This window comes from Kitasatospora sp. NPDC048298 (assembly GCF_043201465.1).
Classification (GTDB): Bacteria; Actinomycetota; Actinomycetes; order Streptomycetales; family Streptomycetaceae; genus Kitasatospora.
On the sequence record NZ_JBICYZ010000039.1, the window covers coordinates 50,123 to 73,004 of the forward strand.

At 74.5% G+C, this 22,882-nt stretch carries 18 protein-coding genes; 7 read left to right on the top strand and 11 right to left on the bottom strand.

Annotated elements, in window-relative coordinates:
- Positions 1-68 precede the first annotated feature (68 nt).
- Together ACGF0D_RS26520 and ACGF0D_RS26525 are read right to left on the bottom strand one after the other, a co-directional pair.
- Entirely contained in the window at positions 69-1,679 is a 1,611-nt protein-coding gene (locus tag ACGF0D_RS26520; RefSeq protein ID WP_392920335.1) for an FG-GAP-like repeat-containing protein, read from the bottom strand.
- Between the two features lie 135 nt (positions 1,680-1,814).
- Complete coding sequence (locus ACGF0D_RS26525) at positions 1,815-3,782, bottom strand: FG-GAP-like repeat-containing protein (RefSeq protein ID WP_392920337.1); 1,968 nt, start codon at positions 3,780-3,782, stop codon at positions 1,815-1,817.
- Positions 3,783-4,222: 440 nt separating this feature from the next.
- Between ACGF0D_RS26525 and ACGF0D_RS26530 the strand changes: the two genes are divergently transcribed.
- The 5 genes from ACGF0D_RS26530 to ACGF0D_RS26550 all read left to right on the top strand — a co-directional run bounded on the left by ACGF0D_RS26530 (position 4,223) and on the right by ACGF0D_RS26550 (position 12,072).
- Positions 4,223-7,726: a hypothetical protein gene (locus ACGF0D_RS26530; RefSeq protein ID WP_392920340.1), complete on the top strand. Its 3,504-nt coding sequence runs from the start codon at positions 4,223-4,225 to the stop codon at positions 7,724-7,726.
- A gap of 189 nt (positions 7,727-7,915) precedes the next feature.
- Positions 7,916-8,527 carry a hypothetical protein gene (locus ACGF0D_RS26535; RefSeq protein WP_392920343.1) on the top strand — a complete coding sequence of 204 codons (612 nt, stop codon included), beginning with the start codon at positions 7,916-7,918 and terminating at the stop codon, positions 8,525-8,527.
- Between the two features lie 170 nt (positions 8,528-8,697).
- The gene (locus ACGF0D_RS26540) at positions 8,698-10,116 is read left to right on the top strand and encodes a DUF4157 domain-containing protein (protein ID WP_392920346.1); all 1,419 of its coding nucleotides are present in this window, start codon (positions 8,698-8,700) and stop codon (positions 10,114-10,116) included.
- Between the two features lie 106 nt (positions 10,117-10,222).
- Positions 10,223-11,338: a winged helix DNA-binding domain-containing protein gene (locus ACGF0D_RS26545; RefSeq protein WP_392920349.1), complete on the top strand. Its 1,116-nt coding sequence runs from the start codon at positions 10,223-10,225 to the stop codon at positions 11,336-11,338.
- 161 nt (positions 11,339-11,499) lie between these two features.
- Entirely contained in the window at positions 11,500-12,072 is a 573-nt protein-coding gene (locus ACGF0D_RS26550) for a hypothetical protein (protein ID WP_392920352.1), read from the top strand.
- A gap of 121 nt (positions 12,073-12,193) precedes the next feature.
- Here the strand turns inward: ACGF0D_RS26550 and ACGF0D_RS26555 are convergent, their stop codons facing one another.
- Positions 12,194-12,499: a hypothetical protein gene (locus ACGF0D_RS26555; RefSeq protein ID WP_392920354.1), complete on the bottom strand. Its 306-nt coding sequence runs from the start codon at positions 12,497-12,499 to the stop codon at positions 12,194-12,196.
- A 77-nt stretch (positions 12,500-12,576) separates the two neighbouring features.
- Complete coding sequence (locus ACGF0D_RS26560; protein ID WP_392920357.1) at positions 12,577-12,942, bottom strand: hypothetical protein; 366 nt, start codon at positions 12,940-12,942, stop codon at positions 12,577-12,579.
- A 239-nt stretch (positions 12,943-13,181) separates the two neighbouring features.
- Between ACGF0D_RS26560 and ACGF0D_RS26565 the strand changes: the two genes are divergently transcribed.
- Complete coding sequence (locus tag ACGF0D_RS26565) at positions 13,182-13,751, top strand: RNA polymerase sigma factor (RefSeq protein WP_392883261.1); 570 nt, start codon at positions 13,182-13,184, stop codon at positions 13,749-13,751.
- Complete coding sequence (locus ACGF0D_RS26570; RefSeq protein WP_392920359.1) at positions 13,748-14,725, top strand: Ada metal-binding domain-containing protein; 978 nt, start codon at positions 13,748-13,750, stop codon at positions 14,723-14,725. The genes ACGF0D_RS26565 and ACGF0D_RS26570 overlap by 4 nt, the downstream gene beginning before the upstream one ends.
- A 47-nt stretch (positions 14,726-14,772) precedes the next feature.
- Here ACGF0D_RS26570 and ACGF0D_RS26575 read toward each other — a convergent pair whose 3' ends face one another.
- From ACGF0D_RS26575 to ACGF0D_RS26605, 7 genes are all read right to left on the bottom strand, one after another.
- A complete protein-coding gene (locus ACGF0D_RS26575; RefSeq protein WP_392920362.1) occupies positions 14,773-16,218 on the bottom strand; it encodes an FAD-binding oxidoreductase in 1,446 nt (481 codons plus the stop codon).
- A gap of 159 nt (positions 16,219-16,377) precedes the next feature.
- Positions 16,378-17,049 carry a LysE family translocator gene (locus ACGF0D_RS26580; protein ID WP_392920365.1) on the bottom strand — a complete coding sequence of 224 codons (672 nt, stop codon included), beginning with the start codon at positions 17,047-17,049 and terminating at the stop codon, positions 16,378-16,380.
- Positions 17,046-18,383: an ATP-grasp domain-containing protein gene (locus ACGF0D_RS26585; RefSeq protein ID WP_392920368.1), complete on the bottom strand. Its 1,338-nt coding sequence runs from the start codon at positions 18,381-18,383 to the stop codon at positions 17,046-17,048. The genes ACGF0D_RS26580 and ACGF0D_RS26585 overlap by 4 nt, the downstream gene beginning before the upstream one ends.
- Before the next feature lie 39 nt (positions 18,384-18,422).
- Positions 18,423-18,758: a Rieske 2Fe-2S domain-containing protein gene (locus tag ACGF0D_RS26590; protein WP_392883254.1), complete on the bottom strand. Its 336-nt coding sequence runs from the start codon at positions 18,756-18,758 to the stop codon at positions 18,423-18,425.
- The gene (locus ACGF0D_RS26595) at positions 18,746-20,167 is read right to left on the bottom strand and encodes an iron-containing redox enzyme family protein (protein WP_392920371.1); all 1,422 of its coding nucleotides are present in this window, start codon (positions 20,165-20,167) and stop codon (positions 18,746-18,748) included. Before ACGF0D_RS26595 ends, ACGF0D_RS26590 begins: the two co-directional genes overlap by 13 nt.
- Before the next feature lie 121 nt (positions 20,168-20,288).
- Entirely contained in the window at positions 20,289-21,326 is a 1,038-nt protein-coding gene (locus tag ACGF0D_RS26600; RefSeq protein WP_392883251.1) for a methyltransferase domain-containing protein, read from the bottom strand.
- A 362-nt stretch (positions 21,327-21,688) separates the two neighbouring features.
- Positions 21,689-22,801 (bottom strand): transposase, encoded by a 1,113-nt coding sequence (locus ACGF0D_RS26605; RefSeq protein WP_392920374.1) that lies wholly within the window; start codon positions 22,799-22,801, stop codon positions 21,689-21,691.
- Positions 22,802-22,882: the final 81 nt, after the last annotated feature.

Below are 22,882 nucleotides of genomic sequence, written 5' to 3' on the forward strand. Positions count from 1 at the left end.
GCCGCGGACCAGCGGCCCCCCGCCCCCCCCCCCGCCGCGCCGGGGGGCCCCCCCCCCCCCCCGCGCCGCTACGCGCCGCCGGCGATGCGGCCGAGGTCGGCCCAGCCGCCGGCGCCGTCGCCCCCGCGGTAGGCGTAGGCGGTGACGGCGCCGCCGGTGTCCGTCAGGAGGTAGTCGGCGTGGGTGTCGCCGTCGAAGTCGACGAGGGCGACCTGCTCCTGGTGGTCGGTGACGCCGGTGGCGATCCGGCCGGTGGGCAGCCAGCCGCCGTGGCGGTCGCCGCCGTGGTTGAGCCAGGCGCCGACGGAGCCGTCGGGGTTGATCAGGAGGTAGTCGGCCTTGCCGTCGCCGTCGAGGTCGGCGAGCCGCACGCGGCTGCGGTCGGTGGTGACGCCGGTGGCGACCTGGCCGATGCCGTACCAGCCGCCCGCGCCGGCCGGGTCGCCGCCGCGGTTCAGCCAGGCCTTGACGGCGCCGCTGTCCTCGATGACCAGGTAGTCGGTGCGGCCGTCGCCGTCGAAGTCGGCGAAGCGGACCTGGTCCTGGCGGTTGGTGACGCCGGTGGCGACCCGTCCGAGGGGCTCCCAGGGGGCGACCTGGTCGCCGCCGTGGTTGAGCCAGACGTTCACGGAGCCGTCGGGGTTGACGACGATGTAGTCGGCCTTGCCGTCGCCGTCGAAGTCGGCGAGCCGCACGCGGCTGCGGTCGGTGGTGACGCCGGTGGCGACCTGGCCGATGCCCTGCCAGCCGCCCGCGCCGGCCGGGTCGCCGCCGCGGTTCAGCCAGACCCGGACGGCGCCGCTGTCCTCGACCGTCACGTAGTCGGGCTTGCCGTCGCCGTCGAAGTCCGCCCACCGCACGCGCCCGCTGCCGCCCACCTCGTTGCCGGCCCGGGGGGCCGCGGGGCGGGACGTCCAGCCGTCGGCGACGGCCTGGTCCAGCGCCCGGTGGAAGACCTCGGCCATCTTGCGGTAGCCGCCGTCGTTGGGGTGCAGCCGGTCCGGGAGGTCGGCCGCGGCGTCGAGGTCCGCCGGGCCCACGTACCGGAAGTGCCGGCCGGCGGCCCCACCGGCCGGGTTCTGGCCCCGGTCCTGGAGCGCGGCGAACTCGCGGTTGAACACGGCGGTCTTCTGCTCCAGACCGGGGGTGGCGGTCAGCAGGCCCTGCACGACGACGGTCACGCCCGGCTTGTCGGCGAAGATGCGGTCGACCAGGTCGGACAGCCGCTGGGCGGCCTGCACCGGGTCGGCGTTCGCGTCCCACTTCAGGTCGTTGATGCCGAGGTGCAGCAGGACGACGTCGGGGTCGGCGGCGGACAGCCAGCGGTCGATGTCCGCGCGGACCTGGTCGATCCGGTAGCCGCTGTGCCCCTCGTGGTCGGGGTCCGCGACGGCGCCGGAGGAGGAGGTGCCGACCAGGTCGACGGTGTACGGGGACTGCTGGGCGGTCAGGTCCCACAGGGGTGCGCGGTAGCCCGCGCCGGTGGTGCTGCCCGCCCCGTCGGTGATCGAGTCACCGAGCGGCATGACCTTGATCGGGATCGGAGCCGGCGCCGGGGTCGCGGCAGCGGCGGCGGCGGAGGTAACAGCAGCGGGCGCGGCCGGGGTCCCGGCGGAGGCCGCGGTCGGGGCCAGGGCGGCGGTGAGGGCGGCCAGGGCGATCAGGGAGACGCGTTTCACGAGGGTTTCCAGTCTTGGGGAGGCGAGGGGAACACGGGACGGGCCCGAGCGGCCGCCGCGCACGGCGGTCGCTCGGGCCCGTCCACGCGGATGGTGGATCCGGTGGCGGAACGGTCCGGGATCGGGGGCCCGGGCTCAGGCGCCGGAGGCGATCCGGCCGAGGAAGTCCCAGCCGCCGTGCCCGTCGCCGCCCTTGTTGGCGTACGCGCTGGTGCTGCCGTCGCCGGCGTTCCAGAGGTAGTCGGCGCGGCCGTCACCGGTGAAGTCCGTCAGGAAGACGGCGTTGTTGTCCGTCGTCAGACCGGCGGCGACGCGACCGACGGACTCCCAGGGGGCGACCTGGTCGCCGCCGCGGTTGAGCCAGACGTTCACGGAGCCGTCGGCGCTCACGACGATGTAGTCGGCCTTGCCGTCGCCGTTGAAGTCGGCGAGCCGCACCCGGGAGCGGTCGGAGGTGACGCCGGTGGCGACCTGGCCGATGCCCTGCCAGCCGTTGGGACCGGCGATGTCGCCGCCGCGGTTCAGCCAGACCTTGACGGCGCCGCTGTCCTCGATGACCAGGTAGTCGGCGCGGCCGTCGCCGTCGAAGTCGGCGAAGCGGACCTGGTCCTGGCGGTTGGTGACGCCGACGGCGACGCGGCCGACGGGCTCCCAGGCGCGGACCTGGTCGCCGCCGTGGTTGAGCCAGACGTTCACGGAGCCGTCGGGGTTGACGACGATGTAGTCGGCCTTGCCGTCGCCGTTGAAGTCGGCGAGCCGCACGCGGGAGCGGTCGGTGGTGACGCCGGTGGCGACCTGGCCGATGCCCTGCCAGCCGCCCGCCGGGTCGCCGCCGTGGTTCAGCCAGACCTTGACCGAGCCGTTGTCCTCGACCGTCACGTAGTCGGGCTTGCCGTCGCCGTCGAAGTCCGTGAAGCGCAGACGGCCGGTGCCGGCCTCGTTCACGGCGGCGGAACGACGGTCCCGCAGGGCCGTGATCCACGGTCCGAGGTCGTCCACCCGGGTCTCGTAGGCGCCGGTGCGGGTCTCGGCGGAGGTGAGGCAACCGCCCTGCCAGGAGCGGCTGGTGACGGCGACGACCTCGGCCTTGCCGGCCGCCTCGCGGACGGCGGGACCGCCGGCGTCGCCCAGGCAGACGGTGGCGTCGGCGGGGGCCTTGGCCGCCACGTCGATGCCGGTGGCCTCGACGGTGCCGACACTGAACGCCGCCGTGTGGGGAGCGGCGGGGACCCACTCCGTGCGGGTGCGGCCGTAGCCGGTGACCTTCAGCTCCTCGCCCTGGACCGGGGCGGTGGCGGCCACGGCGACCGGGGTGATGCCGTAGGCGGGCAGGTCCAGCCGGGCCATCACCAGGTCGCGGTCGGCGCGCGGCACCAGCTCGACGATGTCGGTGGTGTGGCCGCCGGTGCCGTTGAGGTCCCCGCGCCCGACCGTCACGGTGGTCCGCTTCTTCGGGGCGCCCGCCGGGACGGCGAGGGACTGGGCGGGGTCGTCGGCGAAGCAGCTCGCGGCGGTGAGCACCCAGCGCGGGTCGACCAGCGTGCCGGTGCAGCCGCGGCCGCCGATGTCGAGCTTGGCCACGTAGGGGCGGTCCGACAGGCCGGAGTTGGACGAGACCGGCCCGGTGGCCGTGATGTCCAGCAGGGTGTGGGGGCGGCTCTGGGGGTCGGCGGCCTCGCCGACCGCCGTCCACAGGCTCTTGTCCACCTTGAACGAGGTGGTGGTGCCGTCGACGGACATCGACACGGACACGTCGCGCACGCCGTCGCTCTGGATGCCGTGCACCCGCGGCACCTCGAGGCTGAGGCGGCCGACGGTGCCGGTCATCCGGAAGCAGATGTCGTCCCGGGTGCGCGCCATGATCCGCAGGAGGCCGGCGCCGCCGGCCGAGCAGGTGGTGAGCGTGATGTTGCCGTTGCCGGACTTCAGGCGGATGCCCTGCTCGGCCAGGACGCGGTCCGCGCCCGGGTAGGAGTAGTCCTCGACGGTGAACGGTGCGGTACCGGTGGTCGACGCGTGGGCGACCGGGACGCCGGCGGTTCCGGCGAGAAGCGTGAGACCGGCCGTCGCGGCGGCGGCCAGGATTCGAGAAGAGGCCCTCATTCGGGCTCCTCACCCCCCATGGATGTGGTCTTTTCCGTCATGAAGTGTCCCGCCGGTGCGAAGACCCGCGGGATCCCGGACGGACGCCGTGCACGGGCACGCGCATTCCAGGACCTGCCATCCCCCCACCGAACTGACGGGGACATTGATATCACCATCGGGGGCGGCCGCCGACCCCGAGATGTCCACGATGCAGTGAATTGCGAACCAGGAGCCAAAAGTAATGGCTTGACCTCTCGTCAGCCAAGGAGCGGTATCCAAAGTTTCCGTCCGACGTGCCATCATGTGCGGTCGGACGGGCCGAACCAATCGGTCCTTCTACCGAACTGACGTGTTTTCGAGGGGATATGACACAGCAGATACCTGGGGGGCGCTGGAAGGCCGCATCCCCCCTACGGCCACGCCACGGACTGACGGCCCGTCTCCTGGCGGCCGCCACCGTGATCGTTCTCACTACCGGGTCGCTCTCCGGCGCCGCCGCCGCGACGGACGGGACGCCCGGCGCGAGCCCGCGGGCCCAGGCCGTCGCCGAGTGGAGGACCGGCGGCGACTCCGTGAAGGCCGCCGCCGAGGCCGCCCTGGCCGGCACCGACGGCGACATCGCCGCCTTCCTGGACACCGGGCGCAGGATCGCCACCGAGCAGGACGAGCGGCTCGCCGTCCTCCAGCTGCTGAACGTCAGCGGGCCCGGCGTGCGCGAGGCCGCGCAGACCGCGCTCGCCGGAACGCCGCAGGACGTGCACGCCTTCCTGGCGACCGGCTGGAACGCGCCGCTGGCCGACGACCGCAAGGTCAGCGTGCTGCGCGCGATGAACACCGGCGGCACCGCGGTGCAGGAGGCCGGGCAGAAGGCCCTCAACGACGGCTCACCCGAGGCCGTCGCCCAGTTCCTCTCCGTCGACCTGCAGAAGGCGCAGGAGGAGGACGACCGGGTCCAGGCCCTGCGGCTGATGAACTTCGGCGGCCCGCAGGTGAAGAGCGCGGGCAGCGCCGCCCTGAGCGCCGGCGCCGGCGCCGTACGGGAGTTCCTGCGGGAGGGCCAGTACGCGGCCCGCGCCCAGGACCAGGAGGCCATGACGGTCGGCCAGCTGGTCGAGACCGCCCGCCAGGCCGGCCAGGAGGCCGCCAAGGAGACCGCCGCCGCGAAGGAGGCCTCGGGCCGCGCCGTCGACGCCGCGCGCCTGGCCAAGGAGGCGGCCCAGAAGGCGGCCGCCGAGACCGCCGCCGCCCAGGGCTCCGCCCAGAAGGCGACCGCCGCCGCCCACCGCGCCGCCGACGCCGCCGAGAGCGCGGCCAACGCCGCCCGCACCGCGATCAACGCCGCCAACGCGGCCAGCAGCGCGGCCCGCACCGCGTCCGCTGCGGCGTCCGCCGCGGCGTCCGCCGCGGCCGCCGCGGGGCGGGCGGCGGCCCGCGCCTACGAGGCGGCCTCCGCCGCCGCGAAGGACGAGTCGCAGGCCGCCGCCGCCCGGGACGCCGCCAAGGCCGCCCGGGACGCCGCGCAGGGCGCCACCACGGCCGCCGAGTCCGTGTTCCGGGCCGTCGGCGCCCTGACCGAGGCCCTCACCTCGGTCGGCCAGGCCGTCGACGCCGGCCTCCACGCCGCCGCCGCCGCCCAGGCCGCCGCCGACGCGGGCGGCAACAGCGCGGTGGCCCAGGCCGAGGCCCAGCGGGCGAACGCGGCCGCCGCCAAGGCCCGCCGCCTGTCCGCCACCGCCAGCGCCGCCGCCGGCACCGCCAAGACGATGGCGACGCAGGCCCTGACGGCGGCCCAGCAGGCGCGCGCCGCCGCCACCGAGTCCGCCGGACACGCCACCGCCGCCGCCCAGGCGGCCGAGGACGCGGCCAACCACGCCGGCCAGGCCGGCAACTGGGCCAACCTCGCCACCGAGCACGCCAACGCCGCCGTCAAGGCCGCGGAGCGGGCCACCAGCGCCGCCAACCAGGCCGATCAGGTGGAGAAGACCGCCCGGGAGGCCGAGAAGGCCGCCCTGGAGAGCAACCGCGACCTCGCCATCGTGGCCGCCGAGGAGCTCAAGCAGCAGTACACCGAGCAGCAGGCCGCCCAGGCGACCGAGCGCGCCGAGGCCCAGCGCCAGGACGAGGAGACCAAGCAGCTCCTGGCCGAGGCCGCCGCGCCCGGCACCGAGCCCGCGACCGCCCTCGCCAAGGCCCGCAAGGCCGCCGTCCACCTGATGGCGACCGGCTCGCCGTGGACCGAGCGCACCGCCGAGGCCGCCCTGTCCGGCACCGACGCCGACGTCCGGCAGTGGCTCGCCACCGGACGCCAGGAGGCGGCGGCCCAGGACGACTACACGAAGATCGCCAACCTCGCCACGACCGGCACCCCCGCCCTCAAGGCGGCCGCCCTCGCCGCCCTCGACACCCCCGCGGACCAGCGGGCGGCGTTCCTGGAGACCGGCCGGCACACCGTGCTCAAGGACGACTACCGGGTCCAGGTCCTCGCCCTGATGAACGCGGGCGGCAAGGCCGTCAAGGAGGCCGGCTCGGCCGCCCTCGACACCGGCACCACCGAGGCCCTGCTCGCCTTCGTCGCCACCGGCCAGTACCGGGCGCGCGAGGAGGACGACAAGGTCGAGGCGCTGCGGCTCAGCGTCCAGGGCGGACCGCGGGTCCGCGCCGCGGCCCAGGTCGCGCTCTCCGGGCCCGCCCCGCTGCTGCGCGACTTCGTCGCCGTCACCCAGTACGTGGCGGCCCAGCGCGACCAGACCGACGCCGTCCACGTCGCCAGCGTCCAGCGCCTGGTCGCCGAGGGCAAGGCGATCGCCGCGACCGCCACCCGCAACGCCGCCGAGGCCGCCGAGGCCGCGGCCACCGCGCGCGGTGCCGCCGCCGAGGCCGCCGGCTACGCCCGGCAGGCCGGCGACTCCGCGGCCGCCGCCTCGGTCGCCGCCGGCCAGGCCTCGGCCGCGGCCTCCGCCGCCGACGCCTCGGCCCGCCAGGCCGCCGCCTCGGCCGCCACGGCGAAGAACGCGGCCGCCTCGGCCGGCACCTCGGCCGCCCAGGCGACCCAGTCCGCCCACCGCGCCGCCAACTCCGCCACCGCGGCCGCCGCTTCGGCCCGCGCCGCCTACGCGTCGGCCGACCAGGCGTACAACTCGGCCGTCGCCGCCGGCCAGAGCGCCGCCGAGGCGCTCGCCGCCGCCGGCCAGGCGCTGTCCCACGCCATGGACCTGGCCCGGCAGGAGGCCCAGGCGAACGCCACCGCCCCGGCCGAGCCCGGCGACCCGGGCGGCTCGGACGACGGGTACGAGCCGGAGCACCCGGACGAGGAACTGGTCATGGAGGGCGGCATCTCCGCCGCCGACGCCGCCACCCTCGCGCTGGACATCGCCGGCATCTTCGACCCCACCCCGATCAGCGACGGGGCCTCGGGCGTCCTCAGCCTCTTCCGCGGCGACTGGACCGGCGCGGGCCTGTCCGCCGTCGGCTTCATCCCGTACCTGGGTGACGCCGCGAGCAAGCCGGCGAAGATCGCCAAGCTGCTGGCCAAGAACGAGAAGATCGCCAAGCGGGCGACCGACATGAAGTGGGTGGAATGGGCCGCCCAGAGCCTCAAGCACATGTCGGTGACCAAGCTCGGCGACGGCGTGGCCACGCTCAACTCCCTCGCCCGCGACGCCGAGAAGGCGTACAAGACGAACACCAAGCTGCGGGCCGCGGCGATCAAGCACAACCTGCCGACCGACCTCGAGGGCCCCGTGCCGTTCGTCCCGCCGAAGGGCTGGATGGGCAAGCCGGAACGCGGCGGCGGTTTCAAGGACGCCTACGGCAACCTCTGGAAGAAGGCGACGGACGGCAAGGACGAATGGGACGTCCAGGTGAAGAAGGGAACGAAGTTCTCCATCTTCTCCAGCGGCAAGAACCAGGGGAAGGACTTCGAGCACGCCAACATCGCCCCGGACGGATACGTGACGCACTGAATACGGTGAACCGTCCCGGGCGGTAACGCCTTTCGGCCCGGCCCCGATGGAGAAAACGACCATCGGGGCCGGCGCCGCCCCTTCTTCCGCCGAATCCCCCAACAATGCCCAGCCGTCAGTGAATTGACCGGAACAGCCGGCCGAATTCCCTGGCACCGCCGACCGCCCCACCCTGGAGACGACCGCACCATGGCCCTGGCCCCCCACCGCCTCGTCTGGATGAACCTCTGGCTGGAGGCCCCCGCCGAGCAGGACGCCGCACTCACCCGCGAAGTCGCCGCCGCCCTGGCCCCGTTCGGCCGCGCCACGGTCACCTCCCGGGGCCCGTACCCGCGCACCCCCGAACTGCTCGGCTACGACGTCGAGCTGGAGCCCACGTCCGCCACCGCCGACTGCCTGCGCGCCCTGGGTCTGAGCCCCGACTCGGACGGCGACTGGCCCGCCTGGGAACGCACCGGCACCGACACCTTCCTGCACCCCGCCGTCCGCGGCGCCCAGGTCGGCGAGGAGGAGGCCGCGACACCACCGCCCTTCGAGAACGGCGACGTGGTGACCGTCCTCGACAGCCCGACCGCCCGCGAGGAGGGCCTGGTGGGCGCGCAGGCCGTCGTCCACAACTCCTTCTACCTCCCCGACGAGCCCGACCCGCTGCTGCGCCGCTGGCACCACCAGGTGATGCCCGAGGGCCGGGAGACCCTGGAGCCCTTCGAGAGCACCGACCTGCTCCCCACCGGCCGCCGCACCACCGTCGAGGACGTCCCCGACCCCGTGCACATCGCCCACGCCGGCCCGCAGGCCTGAACCGGCCCCCGGTCGACCGGCCCCCGCTCGACCGGCCCGCGGCCCGGACCGGCCCGGGCGCGCTGCCTGGACGGGCACCGCATCGTGCCCGTCCACCCCTTACCCGCGAGCGCCGCACCGGGTATGCAGGGAGGGCACAGCGAAACGGCCAGCCCTACGAGCGGAGTCCCATGCACGCGCACGAGCCGGCGAAGCAGGACAGGCAGCCGCAGCCCGCCACCAGGGCCGCGGCCACGCGGGCGGGACGGACCCCGGACGGGCAGACGCCCGGCAAGCTCCTCGAACTGCAGCGCACCACCGGCAACGCGGCCGTCGTCCGGATGCTCCAGCGCAACCGCCACCGGCAGGGCGACGCCGAGCCGGTGCAGCTGTCCGCGGTGCACGACGTGCTGCGCGCGCCGGGCAAGCCGCTGGACGGGACGCTGCGCCAGGAGATGGAATCCCGCCTCGGCGCCGACTTCTCCGACGTCCGCCTGCACACCGGCTCCGCGGCCCGCGCCTCCGCCGCCGAGGTGGGCGCCCGCGCCTACACCTCCGGCAGCCACGTCGTCATCGGCGACGGCGGCGGCGACAAGCACACCCTCGCCCACGAACTGACGCACGTCATCCAGCAGCGCCAGGGCCCGGTGGCCGGTACCGACAACGGGTCGGGACTGAGCATCTCCCACCCCGGGGACCGCTTCGAGCGCGAGGCCGAGGCCAACGCGCACCGGGTGATGATCCGCAGGCCCGAGCCGGGCGACCGGGACACCCACGGCGACCGGGGCACCCACGGCGACCGGGACACCCACGGTGCGGCGCGCGGCGACGGCGCGACGGCCGTCCAGCGCTTCGCCGAGGTCGACACCGAGGAACTGGGGCCCGTACGGGTCTCGCAGAGCGGCCTCTACCTCATGACCGTCGAAGCCGGCGCGGACACCACCGTCCTCTGGGTCGCGGAGGGCGCCCCGGCGCCCCGGTACTGCGAGCCGACCGGGCAGAGCGGGCAGATCGCGGGGCGCACCTACGCCCAGTACGAGCCGTCGACCGCCTTCCTCGCCGACTGCGCCCACACCGCCGAGGAGATCATGCACCAGCAGCGGCTGGCCCTGGGGCAGGACGCCAGCGAATTCGCCCGGGGCGGCCACCAGTTCGGCCTGGGCGACCAGGAGAACGCCCAGGGCGCCACGGCCTACGCGAACGCCCGGCCCGGCGGCCCGAACGCGAACGGCGAGGAACGGCCCAACCCCGGCCAGGCGTTCGCCATCGTGGAGACCGCGTGGCACGGGGACCACGAGCGGCCCGACAACACCAGCGGCTGGCCCTACCACGTGGCCGCCGTCGTCGCCGTCGACGGCGACGACCACATCACCGTGGAACAGGCCGCCGACGGCAACGACGCCAAGGCCCGCCAGGGCCACGAGGGCATCATCGACATGTACACCGCCGGCACCGACCCGACCACCGGACAGGCACTGCCGCACAGCTTCCACGGACGGAACACCGGCGGCCCCGTGCAGCACTTCTCGGCCGGCGCGATCACCGTCATCCTCCAACCGATCAACGTCGGCGGCCTCAGGGGCGAGACCGGCCGCCGCAAGCCCCTCTGACCAGACCCCGCCCCGAACCCCCTTTCCCACCAGGCCACTTGCCCCTGAAGGCACCCCGCCCGGCGCGGTGTAGGGTGAGGAACCCGTTGGCTGAAAGGGGGGCGACGTGAAGGTCGACCAGGAGCAGGTGACCGCCTGGCGGATGCGGCGCCAGCACCTCGACCCGCGGACCGGCGCCGGCGCGGGCGAGATCGTCAGCAGGCTCGCCGGCGTCCAGGCCCAGGTCTGGAGCGCCGCCGAACTCGCCGTCGCCCTGCGCCAGTCCACCCCCGACCCCACCGGCGTCGACCAGGCCGTCACCGACCGCACCCTCCTGAAGACCTGGGCCGTACGCGGCACCCTCCACCTGCTGCGCCCCGCCGAGGCCGGCGCCTACCTGTCGCTCATGGCGGACCTGGGCACCTGGCTCAAGCCCTCCTGGCAGAAGGCCTCCGGCGTCAGCCCGGAGCAGATCGACGCGCTGACCGACGAGGTCTCCGGCATCCTCGACGGGGGAGCGGCCCTCACCCGCGACGAACTGGTCACCCGCCTCGTCGCCGACCGGCGCTTCAGGAGCATGGAGGAGCGGCTGCGCTCCGGCTGGGGCTCCGTCCTCAAGCCGCTCGCCTGGCGCGGCGTGCTCTGCCACGGCCCCAGCCGGGGCAACAAGGTCACCTTCGTCAAGCCGGCGAGCCGGTTCGCCGACTGGAACGGCGTGCCCGCGCCCGAGGAGGCCGCGCCCGTGGTGATCGCCTCCTACCTCGGCGCCCACGGCCCCGCCACGCCCGAGGTGTTCGACCGCTGGCTGTGCCTCAACAGCACCAGCAAGCCCAAGCTGCGCCGGTGGTTCGAGGGCATGGGCGACCGGCTGACCGAGGTCGAGTTCGAGGGCCGCAAGGCGCTCATCCTCACCGAGCACGCGGAGGAACTCGCCGCCACCACCCCGTCCGAGGGAGTGCGCCTGCTCGGCGGCTTCGACCAGTACGTCCTCGGCCCCGGCACCAAGGACGAACTGCTGCTCGCGCCGCGGCACCGCGCCCTGGTGAGCCGCCAGTCCGGGTGGATCTCCCCGACCGTCGTGGTCGACGGCCGGATCGTCGGCGTCTGGGAGACCACCGGCCAGGACCTGGTGGTCACCCCGTTCCCGGACAGCGCCGCCCTTCCCCTGAAGGCGCTCGAGCAGGAAGCGGCCCACCTCGCCCACGCGAGCGGCACGGGCCCCCTGACGGTCCGCATCGCCTGACCGCACCGCCGCCCGCCGGGCCGCGAAGCGAGGTGACGCGGACATGTCCTAGATTTCTCGGATACCCCGCCCCGAACGGCCTCGCACAGAATCGGCGAAGAGCACCCCGGCGAGCACGGGTGCTCGACAAGTCGCCCATCTGAGCCAGGAGTTGATCACGCATGGCACGCTCCTTCAAGCGCACCGGAACCGCCCTCGCGGCGGCGGCGATCGCGCTGTCCCTGTCCGGCGCGGCCACGGCCGTCGCCCAGCCCGCGGCGTCCGGAACCTCGAACCGGCACTGCGTGGTGAACGCGGACGGCGGGCAGTCGAAGTGCTTCGGCACCTACCGCGAGGCCATCGGCTACGCCACCGGCGGGCACGTCACCGACGCCCCGCTGAGCGCCGCCGCGGCCGCCCGTGACAGCGCGTTCGCCGAGGAACTGAACAGCTCGGCCGGCCTGTCCAACCTGGTCGTCCTGGGGACGATCTACCAGGACTTCTTCTTCGAGGGTGAATCGGTGACTTTCACCGGCCCGCACGATTGCTACAACGGGAACAGCGCCGACTACTCGTTCGACATCCCCGCCCCGCTCACCAACCACGTGTACTCGCTGCGCCCGTACGCCAACTGCTGGTTCAACCTGTTCACCGGCGCCCAGGCCACCGGCTACGCGAGCCCCAGCTACAAGGGCGAGACCATGTCGGTGGACGAGGCCTGGCGGACGCACTCCAGGTCGCTGACCCTCGGCTGAACCACGCTCTGACACCCGCCCACCCGGCGGGAGCCGCCGACGGGCGGCCGGCCACGTGCCGGCCGCCCGCCGGCGTGAGGCCGACCCGGGTGACAGACCTCGCCGGCGCACCCACGACCCGCTACGCCGGAAACTCCCGCCCGACCGCCCGCAGGACGTCGGCGAGCCACACCAGGTGGTGTCCGACAGCGCGGTCCCGGTCGGCGAGCAACTCCCGCACCTGCCCCCAGGACTCCACGAGGGAGCCGATCGTCAGGTCGCCCGGCTCCCTCGTCACGTCGTACAGATCGTCCTGCGGAACCGCCCAGAAGTAGTCCTGCTCCAGGGCGACGGCATCGCCCGCCGTCGCGGCCTCCAGCCGGCTCAGCAGCACGTCGAACGCACCGCGCAGATCGGCGAGGGACACGGACAAGGGCTCATCGGTCATGAGCAGCATCATGGAGGACCGGCAGGACGCGGCCGGCGCCGGGCCCCGCTCCTCGACGCCCGGGACCGGCCGAGCGCCTACGGCTGGATCACGAAGTACGCCACCATGCCCGCTGTCAGGCACAGGAACAGCTGCAGCAGCAGGCCCGCGGGGATCGGCACCTCGTCCGTGTCGCCCGCCTTCTGCGCCGCGAGGTGCCGGCGCGACAGCTTCCCGAGGTGCCCGGCCGTCCCCAGCGCCAGCGACAGCAGGGCCAGCGCGTACATGGACAGTGCCGAGGCCAGGCCCGTGCCCCTCAGGTGACCGATCAGGAAGAGCGCTCCGGACAGCGGCGCCAGGGACACCATGATCCGGTACTTCCGGATCGGCTGCGGCGGCACCGCCAGCGCCCAGAACAGCACCGTCACCAGCGCGACGATCCACCACCAGGTGGACACGCTCAACCCCAGTGGTGTCATCGCCCCACACCCCACCCCACGTCACGGACGTTCGCGCACGTTCGCGCACGTCCACCCCGGCCACGCTAGCCACCCCCGCCCCGCACCGCGCCGACAGGACCCGGCAGGATCCACGCCGGTTCCCTGCACGGTCCCGGCAAGGCGCGGCAGGGCCCCGGCCGGACCGCCCGCCCCCCGGTGCAACCGCAGCGCCGCCGGCGGTGTTCTCAGAGACGATGGACGAGATGCCTCCTCCGCTCACCGAGCTGCTCGCGGCAGACCTCGACCGTGGGTTCGCCGAACTCGTGCGCACCCACGGCGGCGCCGTGTACTCGGTGCTGCTGCGCCTGAACGGGGCGTCGCGCGACGTGGAAGACCTGGTGCAGGACACCTTCCTGCGGGCGTACACGGCGCTGCGCGACTACCCGCCGGCGCGGCGCCAGGCCCTGCAGCCGAAGGCCTGGCTGCTGGCGATCGGCACGAACGTGTGGCGCAACCACGTCCGCACGCTGACCCGGCGGCCCGCCGCCGCGGAAGGGGTGGACGTCCGGGAACTGCCCCTGGTGGACGGCAAACCCGGACCCGAACAGCGGGCGGAGCACGCGGACGAACGGGGGAGATTGGTGGCCGCGCTCGCCGAACTGCCCGAACACCACCGGCTGCCGGTGGTCCTGCGGCACGTCGGAGAGCTGAGCTACGCGGAGATCGCGGAGCTGGTGGAATGCCCGGTAGGCACCGTCAAGGCCCAGGTGTCACGGGGGCTGGCCGCACTGCGCAGCCAACCCCGGCTGGCGGTAGAGGAGGTGAGAGGATGAGCGGACACCCGCACGCGGCCCCGGACGGCCAGGACCCGTACGGCCGGGACCCGTACGGCCAGGCCCCGTACGACGCGGCACCCGACGCGGTACGGCGCACGGTCAACGGCGCGGCCACGCCCAAGGCGTCCACCGCACGGACCACGGACATCCCACCGCCCGGCGGCCACACCGTGCCCGACAGCGACAGCGACAGCGACACCGTGCCCGGCCTCGACGCCCTGCAGGTACCGATGCCCGCCGACCTGGCGATCCGGATCCTGCAACGCGCCGGCGTCGCCGACCGCGAGTACGACCGGTACACCGTGGTCGACGGCCCGGTCACCGCCCTGTTCGTCGCCCACGGACGCGGCGCCGTCGTCGCAGCCGCACCCGTCGACTGGTACCCCGGCGCGGAGGCCTTCGAGGAGGCCCACCTGCGCCGCACCGGCCGCACCGCGCTGCCCGCCGGCAAACCGCTGCCCGGCGTCGTCGGCGCGCTGCGCACCGGCCGCGACCGCATGCTGCGCTACGACTACGGCCCCCTGCCGCAGGCGCAGCGCAGCGTCCTGGAGGCGGTGCGCGCCATCCCGCGCGGCCAACTGCGGCCCCCGCGCTGGCTGGGCCGCGAGGCGGGGCTGCCGGAGGCGGACGAGGCGGACCTGCTGGCGGCGGTGCGCGCCAACCCCGTTCCGGTGCTGATCCCGGTGCACCGGCTCGGCGACGAGGACGGCCGGCCCCTCGACTGCGGCCTGCCCGCCGACCTGGTCGAGCGGCTGCGCGCGCACGAGGGCATCGACGGGGAGCGCCTGCACCGGTTCGCCGCGGACGGCACCCACTTCCTGGGCAGCGACACCACCCGGATCTTCTGCTACCCGACCTGCGCCGACGCCCGCCGCATCACCGACCGGCACCGGGTGCCGTTCGGTTCGGCCGCCGACGCCCGGGCGGCGGGCTACCGGGCCTGCCGCAGCTGCCGCCCCGTGCCGGCCTGACCTCCCCTCACCTTCCCGAAGGCCCCCGGGGAGCCGGTGCCGCCCGTTCACAGGGCCTGCGGGAAGTCCAGCAGCCGGTCCGGGTCGTAGCGCGCCCGCAGCCGTTCCAGCCGGGGCAGGTTGGCGCCGTAGTACGCCCGCCGCCAGTCGGCCAGCTGCGGGTCGCGGTAGTTCTGGTAGGCGTGGCCGGAGGCGTACGGGCGCAGCGCCTCGCGGGCCTCGCCGACCCAGCGGACGGCGGCGTCCTCGGCGTCCTCGGTGGCGTCGGACGGGCCGGAGGGGCCGTCGGCGGGCCACCAGGCGTAGCACTGGGCCAGGAAGCGCGCGTCGCGGTGCACGAAGGCGGTGGCGTCGGCGGGCACCCGGTTGACGGCGCCGCCGAGGACGTTGAAGGAGATCGAGGCGCACACGCCGTCGGGCACGCGCCGCAGCACCGCGAGGGTCTCCCGGACGGTCTGCGGGCCGAGCCCGCGGTCGAAGAAGTGCGAGGCCGCGGCGAAGGCGACGCGCTGCTCGTCCGGGCGCCCGATGACGGCCTCGCCGCCGGCGTTCGCCCGTACGGCGGCCAGGTACGACCGGCGGACGGCCTGCCGTTCGCGGGCGGGTCCGGCGGCGGCTTCCAGCCCGTCCAGCCACCGCTCGGCCTCCTCCTCCCCGCCGCCGCCGAGCAGGAACCCGGCGACCTCGGTGACCGGGCCGCCCGGGCGGGTCTCCAGCAGGAAGTGCGACCAGAGGCGGTCGGGGGCGGTGAACGCCCGGTCCTGCCAGTGCTCCAGGACGGTGCCCGCCTCCCGGTACGGCCAGGAGGCCCGGAACGCGGTCAGGTCGGCGGCCGGGTGGGTGCGCATCCGCAGCGAGGTGACCACGCCGAAGTTGCCGTTGCCCGCGCCGCGCAGGGCCCACAGCAGGTCGGGTTCGATCCGCTCGTCGCAGCGCACCGTCCGGCCGTCGGGGAGCACCACCTCGGCGCCGACCAGGCTGTCGCAGGTCAGCCCGTACGCGCGGCTGACCACCCCGTGGCCGCCGCCGAGGGCCAGCCCGGCCAGGGCGACGGTCGGGCAGCTGCCGGCGGGCACCGTCACGCCGTGCCGGGCCAGTTCCTCGTAGACGGTGATCAGCGGGGTGCCCGCGCCGATCTCCGCGTGGCCGCCGGCCTCCACCCGGACGCCGGACAGCCGGGACACGTCGACCACCAGCGGCATCCGGCTGGACCAGGCCCCGTAGCAGTGGCCGCCGCCGCGCACCGTGAGCCGCAGGCCGTACCGGCGGGCGAACCGCACGCACCGGGCGACGTCCTCGGGCCCGGCGCAGTACGCGACCGCCCCGGGGCGGGCCCGGTCGGCGTACCGCAGGTTGCGCGGCAGCCGCGCCACCTCGTACCCGGCGTCCCCGGGCAGCACCAACTCGCCGTCCAGGCTTGCCCCGAGGGCCCGCCACCGCGGCCCGGAGCCCGGTCCCGGCCGCCGGTCCGCGCCGCCGCCCTGGCTGTCCATCTCCACCTGCCCCTCGGAAGCCCGCCCCTCGGAAGCCCGCCCGTCCCCAGCCTGCCCGTCCTCGCCGCCGTCTGTCGTGACCGTCCGTCATGGCCGGAAGCCGCGCGGACGCCCGGAGAACACCCACCCGGACACCTACCCGTCCATCCTCCCGGCAGGTCACCGAAGGAGCAGCCCGGCGGCGAGGCCCAGCAGGACCAGCCCCACCACCGCGCCGCCGACCCGCTCCGCGAGCGGCGGGAACGCGGCCCGCCCGTTCGCCCCGCGCACCGTCACGATCCGCACGCCCACCTCGGTGAGCAGCAGGAGCCACAGCGCCCCGATCGACAGGTACACCGCCGCCAGCAGCGGCAGCGCCCCGGCCGACGGGCTGCCGGCCGGCAGGAACTGCGGGAGGAACACCGTCAGGAACAGGCCGACCTTCGGGTTGCCCGCGGTGGAGAGGAAGCCGAGCAGCAGGTGCCGCGGCAGCCGGTCGACGCCCGCCCCCTCAGCCTCCTCCGTCTGCGCCCCGGCCGGGCGGGCGCGCAGGGCCTCCCACAGGGCGCGGCCGCCCGTCACGGCCAGCACGAGCGCGCCCGCCGCCTGCCAGGCGTGGAGCAGTCCGGGCCGCAGCGCCACGACCGCCATGGCGCCGGTGACCGCCAGCACCGCGTACCCGGCGCCGGCGAGCAGCATGCCCGCGGCGGCGGCCAGCACCGGCGGGCGGCGGCGAGTGCGGCTGACCAGGCGCAGCACCAGCATGCTGTCCGGGCCCGGGCTGCACACCACCGCCGCGCAGCTGGCCAGGAAGGCCGGGCTGGCGGCGACGGCGAGGGCGCCCGGGGTCATCGGGCGGCGTGGCCCGGTGCCGCCGCCACCGGCGCGGAGCCGCCGGAGCCCGAGGAGCCAGGCGAGCCGGCGGAGTCCGGCGTGACGACGAGGGCGGCCTCCATGGCCCGGACGGCGGCCACGTCCCGTTCGACCTGCGCCGGATCCGGGTGCGCGAGCACCGCGAAGCCGAGGGTGAGGGTGCCCAGCAGGTCGCGGGTGACCTCCAGGCGGTCGCCGTCCCGGAGCCTGACCGCCGAGTGGTGGTACGACGCCAGTTCCGTGATCCCGTCCAGGACGGCGGTGTTGGACACCGTGCCGGAGCGGCGGGCGATCAGGAAGACCACGGTCATGTGCCGCAGCAGCCGGTAGCCCTTGGGGGCGCTCTCCTCGCGGGCGAACCAGCGCACCGCGCGGTGCACCTGGCTGTCGCCGGTGGCGGTCAGGTTGAACGCGGGGTGGCCGCCGCCGTGCGGGCGGGAGTTGATCTCGATCAGGCGCGGGCCCTCGTCGGTCAGCATGATCTCGATGTGCGCGGCGCCGTGGCGCAGGCCCACCGCGTCGAGCACGGCCTCGGCGTAGCGGGTCAGCGCGGGCACCGCGGGGTCGTCGGGGGAGACCCAGGTGAGGCTGTCGTAGACGGCCATCTGCTCGCCGTTGTCGATCTTGCTGTAGCGGCAGATGTCGGCCACGGTGTGCCGGCCCCGGTGGCTGAAGGTGTCGACCACGAACTCGGTGCCCCGGGCGTACTCCTGCACCATCATCCGGTCGTTGAGGTTGTGCCACTGGTTGACCCGGCCCAGCTGGGCGTCGAACGGCACCCGCCAGTCCGCGCCGGCCGGCACCCGGGTGACCCCGTCGGTGCTGCCGCTCTTGGGCGGCTTGACCACCAGGTCGCGGCCGGCCAGGCCCTCCCGGTCGATCCAGGCCCGGACGGCCGCCGGGTCGTCGGTGCAGATCTGGCGGATCGTCGGGACCCCGGCGGCGCGCAGCGCCTGCGCCATGGCGCCCTTGTCGCGGCGCGCCGCCGACAGCTGCGGGGTGTTGGCCTGTTCCGGGAGCAGCCGCTCGGTGAGCCGGTCGGTGAGCTCGACGCCGCTCTCGGCGCCCGCCAGCACGCAGCGCGGCGACAGCGGGCGCAGCTGCGCCACCAGCCGTTCGAGGTCGCCGTCGAAGGCGAGCAGCTGCCGGTAGCGGGTGGCGTCCCAGGAGTCCGCGTAGGCCGCGGGTACCTCGGGCAGCGAGCTGACCGCGACCGAGGGGATGCCGAACTCGGCGAACCGGGGCGCGTACTGGGCGCCGGAGGAGAACGGGTCGACGATGACGGCGACCTGGGGGGAGGACGGGGCGTTCACGGGAGCGTCCTGTCTCCGGGGGCGGCCCCCGGGGGCGGTTCAGGCTCCGGCGGCGAGGGCCGGGGACAGCGGAAGGTGGCAGAGTTCGGCGGCGGCGTCCGCCGGTCCCGGCAGCACCGCGGTGACGGTGTCGCCGGAGCGGACGGCCGGCACCTGGCGGCGCAGCCGGCTGAGCGAGGAGCCCCGCTCGTGCCACGGGCACACCAGCCGCCGTCCGGTGGGGTCGGGGGTGCCCAGGTTCAGCGGGCCGCCCCGGTGCGGGCAGGAGGCGGGCAGCACCGATCCGCCCGCCTCGGTGCGGATGTACACGTAGGGCAGGCCGGCGACGCGGGCGCAGTTGTCCGCGCCGCCGGCCTTGAACGTCACGACAGGCATGCGCGGTAGTCCCCGACGGAGAAGATCTGGTAGACGCACTCCTCGGACTCGATGATCGCGCCGTGCAGGCGGTTGCGCTGGATCACGGTGCCCTCGCCGGCCTCCAGGATCCGGTAGGAGTTGAAGCCGCTGACGAAGCGCATCGTGCCGCTGACGATGTGGCAGAGCTCGTCGCCCTCGTGGCTGTGGGTGTTGGACAGCTCGCCGAAGGGCTCGACGATGTCCGCGACCGGCGGGGTGATCCGGCCCTCGGTGATGGCCGCGTAGACGGGCTCGTGCAGGTCCTTGTAGCGGTCCGCGTCGTCCATCCAGGCGATCTGGGTGGCGAAGTCGTCGTCGGCGATGGCGCTCAGCAGGCGGAACTCCTCGATGCCGCGCACGATTTCGGGGATGATCTGCTCGCCGTGGCGCTCGACGAGGGGCTTGACCAGCTTCTCCAGTGCCATCCGGCCGTGGTGCTGGTCGATGTGGACGTGCTCGGAGAAGTAGCGGGCGTCCGCGGTGCCCTCGAACACGTCGGCGAGCAGGTTCTCCGCGCGGCGGCAGAAGTCCACCAGGGTGCTCTCGGTGTAGAACAGCGCGCCGACGTAGCGGAAGAAGTGCTCGTGGTTCTTTCCGAGGTAGTGGAAGTAGTTGTTCAGGGCGAGGCTGGAGACCAGGTAGTACTGCCAGTAGCGGTGTACGTCGGAGCCGAGTCCGACGGATTCCAGGGTGGCCTCGAAAAGGGTGCTGTGCTTGGTGTCGTGAACGCCGTAGCCGTATTCGTCGATGAGGATCTTGAACCATTCCGACTGCTCGGCGCCGTAATATCCGAGGACGTTCCGGGCCATCGGCGAGGCCTCGGACAGGAAGTCCGGGGCGAACTGGATCAGCCACATCCTGGCCGCGCGCTTCGGGTCGGAGGAATCGCGGACGGCCTTCTCGGCGGGGGAGGCCCCGCCCTGGGCGTGGACGTCGAGGTCCTCCAGGTAGGCGAGCAGGCTCTCGGTGGTCCAGTCGCCGCTGACCTCCACCTCCTGGTCGAGGAAGCCGAAGGCGAAGCGTTCCAGCGCGGGGCGGATCAGCTCGCCGCGGGCCCGGTTGCCGGGGCTGTAGTAGTGGCGCAGGTCCTGCGCCTGGTCGCCGAGGCCGGCCTTGGGGAAGAACACCAGGTCGGCCTCGTAGATGCTGGTCAGCAGGCGCTGGGCGGCGAGGCTGCTGTACTCCAGGATCCGGTCGCGGCCCGCCACCCGGTCGAAGTCCAGGTAGGGCAGCACCTGCGGGCGCAGCTGGCGGCGGTAGGGGCTGTCGGAGTTCTCCCACTCCTCGTTGTCCTGGTAGAGCGGATTGGCGGCGTAGGCCAGGACCGCCTCGCGCAGCGCGTCGCCGTGCAGCTCGAACGGTTCGTAGGGGACGGGTGTGTGCGACATGTCTGGTCTGCCTTCCGCGGGTGGTGTGGGGGCGGGCCGGGCGGGGTCGTGCACGGATGCGGGGGAGCGTGGGTGCGGCGGTGCGGCGGTGCGTCAGGCGGGGGAGCGTGGTGGGTGCGCGTCAGGCGAGGGAGAGGCGGGTGTCGCTCCAGGAGAGGTCGAGCTCCAGCGTGGAGCCGGCCTGCGCCTCGACGGGGTGGGCCAGCGGCAACAGTGCCTGCATCCAGTGCGAGCCGATGTTGTCGGGCGAGTTGCGCAGGGTCACGCCGCCGCCGAGTTCCAGCTCGAACCAGGCGACCAGGGCGTGCACGGTGCCCGACTCGTGCACCGGGAGGGCGAGTTTGCCGCCGCCGGGGCCGAGCGGGTCCGCGGCGAAGTCGAAGGAGGCCAGTTCGACCGTCTCCGACAGGACGCGGTGGGGCCAGGTGTGCAGCCGGATCGGGAAGTGCCCCGGTGTGGCGAAGGCGTTCAGCCGGGACACGTCGAAGCCGCCGGCCCGGTTCACCCGGTTCAGGTTCACCGCGTTCTCGCTCTGCACCAGCGCCCCCAGCAGGCGGGCCCGCTCGGGGAGCATCACCCCGTCCGGGGCGAGCAGTTCGCGGCGCGCGTGCCGGATCGAGGGCAGGATGCCCTCGCCGATCAGGCCGCAGTCCACGATCTCGGAGATCACCGCGTCGACCCGGCGCGGCAGTTCCCGGCCGACCGCCAGCTCGTCGGAGCGGCAGGCGAGCACGGTCACCCGGTCGGCGAAGCCCTCGTCGGCCAGGACCTGTCGGGCCACCTCCGCCATCAGCGGGTTCGCCTCGCAGCTGTAGACGTGGGCGGCGCCGGCCCGGACGGCCATCATGGCCAGCAGGCCGGTGCCCGCGCCGATGTCCAGCACGGTGCCGTCCTGCGGGACGATCCGCTCCAGGGCGGTGGCCAGCGCGTCGTTGCGCTCGTGGTCGTTGAGCATGGCGAAGTGCCAGCGCGGCACCGCCTCCCGGGCGAACTCCCGGAACTCGGGGAACTCCGGGGACAGGGCGTCGGGGGCGGCCAGCAGCCGGGCCGTGGCCTCCGCGATCCGGTTCAGCTCCTGGGCCCGGGCACGCAGGCCCGCCAGGGCCAGCCGGACCTCTCCCTCAGCCGTCTGGCTGGTGACACTCGTCAAATGGGGCATGTCGTTCCGCAGGCTCCCCGGTAGGAATGGCTTATCGAAACACGGTGCATGCACGGATGAACGGACAACACGGACGAACGGCAACACGGATGGACGGACGGTGCGGGCCGACGGGAAACGCCCGTTTCCTCGGCGAATTCACGGGGGAATTCGCCGGGGCTCCGCGGCGTCCGAGCGGAATTGCGCTCCCGGCGTCGGATGTGTTCTGCTGACGGAAAACGAGGGCGGGCCCGCGATTTCTTGCGTGCGCACATCGCCCCCCGGTCGAACCGATTAGAACATCACCTGAGTCGGAGCGGCAAGCAGGTGCTAAAAGGAGCGGTACTTGCGCTTCCGGTCGGCCCTTTCGGGCCGGTGGGCCGTCACCGCGGGCCGCCCGGCGCGGCCCCGGGCCGCCCCCCGCCGGCCGTCCCCGCCTCCAGGTGCAGGACGGCCGCCGTCATCGCCAGCGTGGTGTGCCGGTACCAGGCCACCCAGGTGCGCACCTGGTGGCTGCTCAACCCGGCCCGGGTGTCGGCCTCGTGGACCGCCCGGGCGGCCGCCGCGCCCGCCGCCGCCATCGCCCGCGCGGCGGGGACGTCCGGCGCCGTGGTCGGCGCGTGCAGCAGGAAGCGCGAAGTGTGCCCGGACGGCAGCCGGCGGGCCAGCAGGGTCAGCCGGAAACCCGGTGCCGGATGGCCGTACACCGGGCCCAGGGTGCGGCCCAGCAACTGCCAGGCCTCCTCCCTGCCCGGCTCCGCGCGCACCGCCGAGGCGTCCGACTCGCTCTGCGGATACGGGAGTTGGGGAAGCTCGACGCAGAACGGCAGCCGCCGCCGGCACAGCCACTGGCGCAGCTGCGGATCGGCGAAGTCCGGGCCGCCGAACACCCAGCCGATTGGCATCGCCGCCGCCAGCGCGCGTTCCAGCATCTCCTGGCCGAGGTCGGCCATGCTGCGCGGCTGCACCCGTTCCGGCGGCACGCCGGCCCGGGCGCAGCGCGCGGGGTCGGACGTCCACTGCGAGGGCAGGTACAGCTCACGGTCGATCACCGCGGCCCGGTTGCGCGACACGTAGCACAGCAGCGCCGCGGCCTGGATGTTGCGGTCCCGGTTGGCGGCCCGCGCCCCGGCCGGGGCGACCGCGACCGCGCCGGTGCCCGCCCGGGCCGTCTCGTGCCGGCTCAGCACCGCGCACGGGCCCGAAGCCCCGAGCAGCGGCACCACGTGCGCGCGGATGCTGTCGCGCAGCCGGTCGGCGTCCCACACCGTGCGGGTGAGCAGCCGCTGGGTGCTCCAGGCGCTGTCGGCGCCGGACCGGGCGGCGATCTGCGCGGCGCTGCCCCGGCCGGGGGAGGCCAGCAGCGCGTGGACGTACGCCAGCGCCCGGTCCCGCGGCTCGGCCCGGGTGAAGTGCTCGCCCAGCAGCCGCAGGAGGTCCGGATCCGGGTACGGGGTGGCGGGGCCACCGGGACGGGCGAGGGGGGAACGGGACACGACGGCCATACCGGATCTCCGATAGGTCTAGACCTGTCTATTCCGTGGCGAGACTAGCCGAGCATCGCGCGCGGGGTAAGT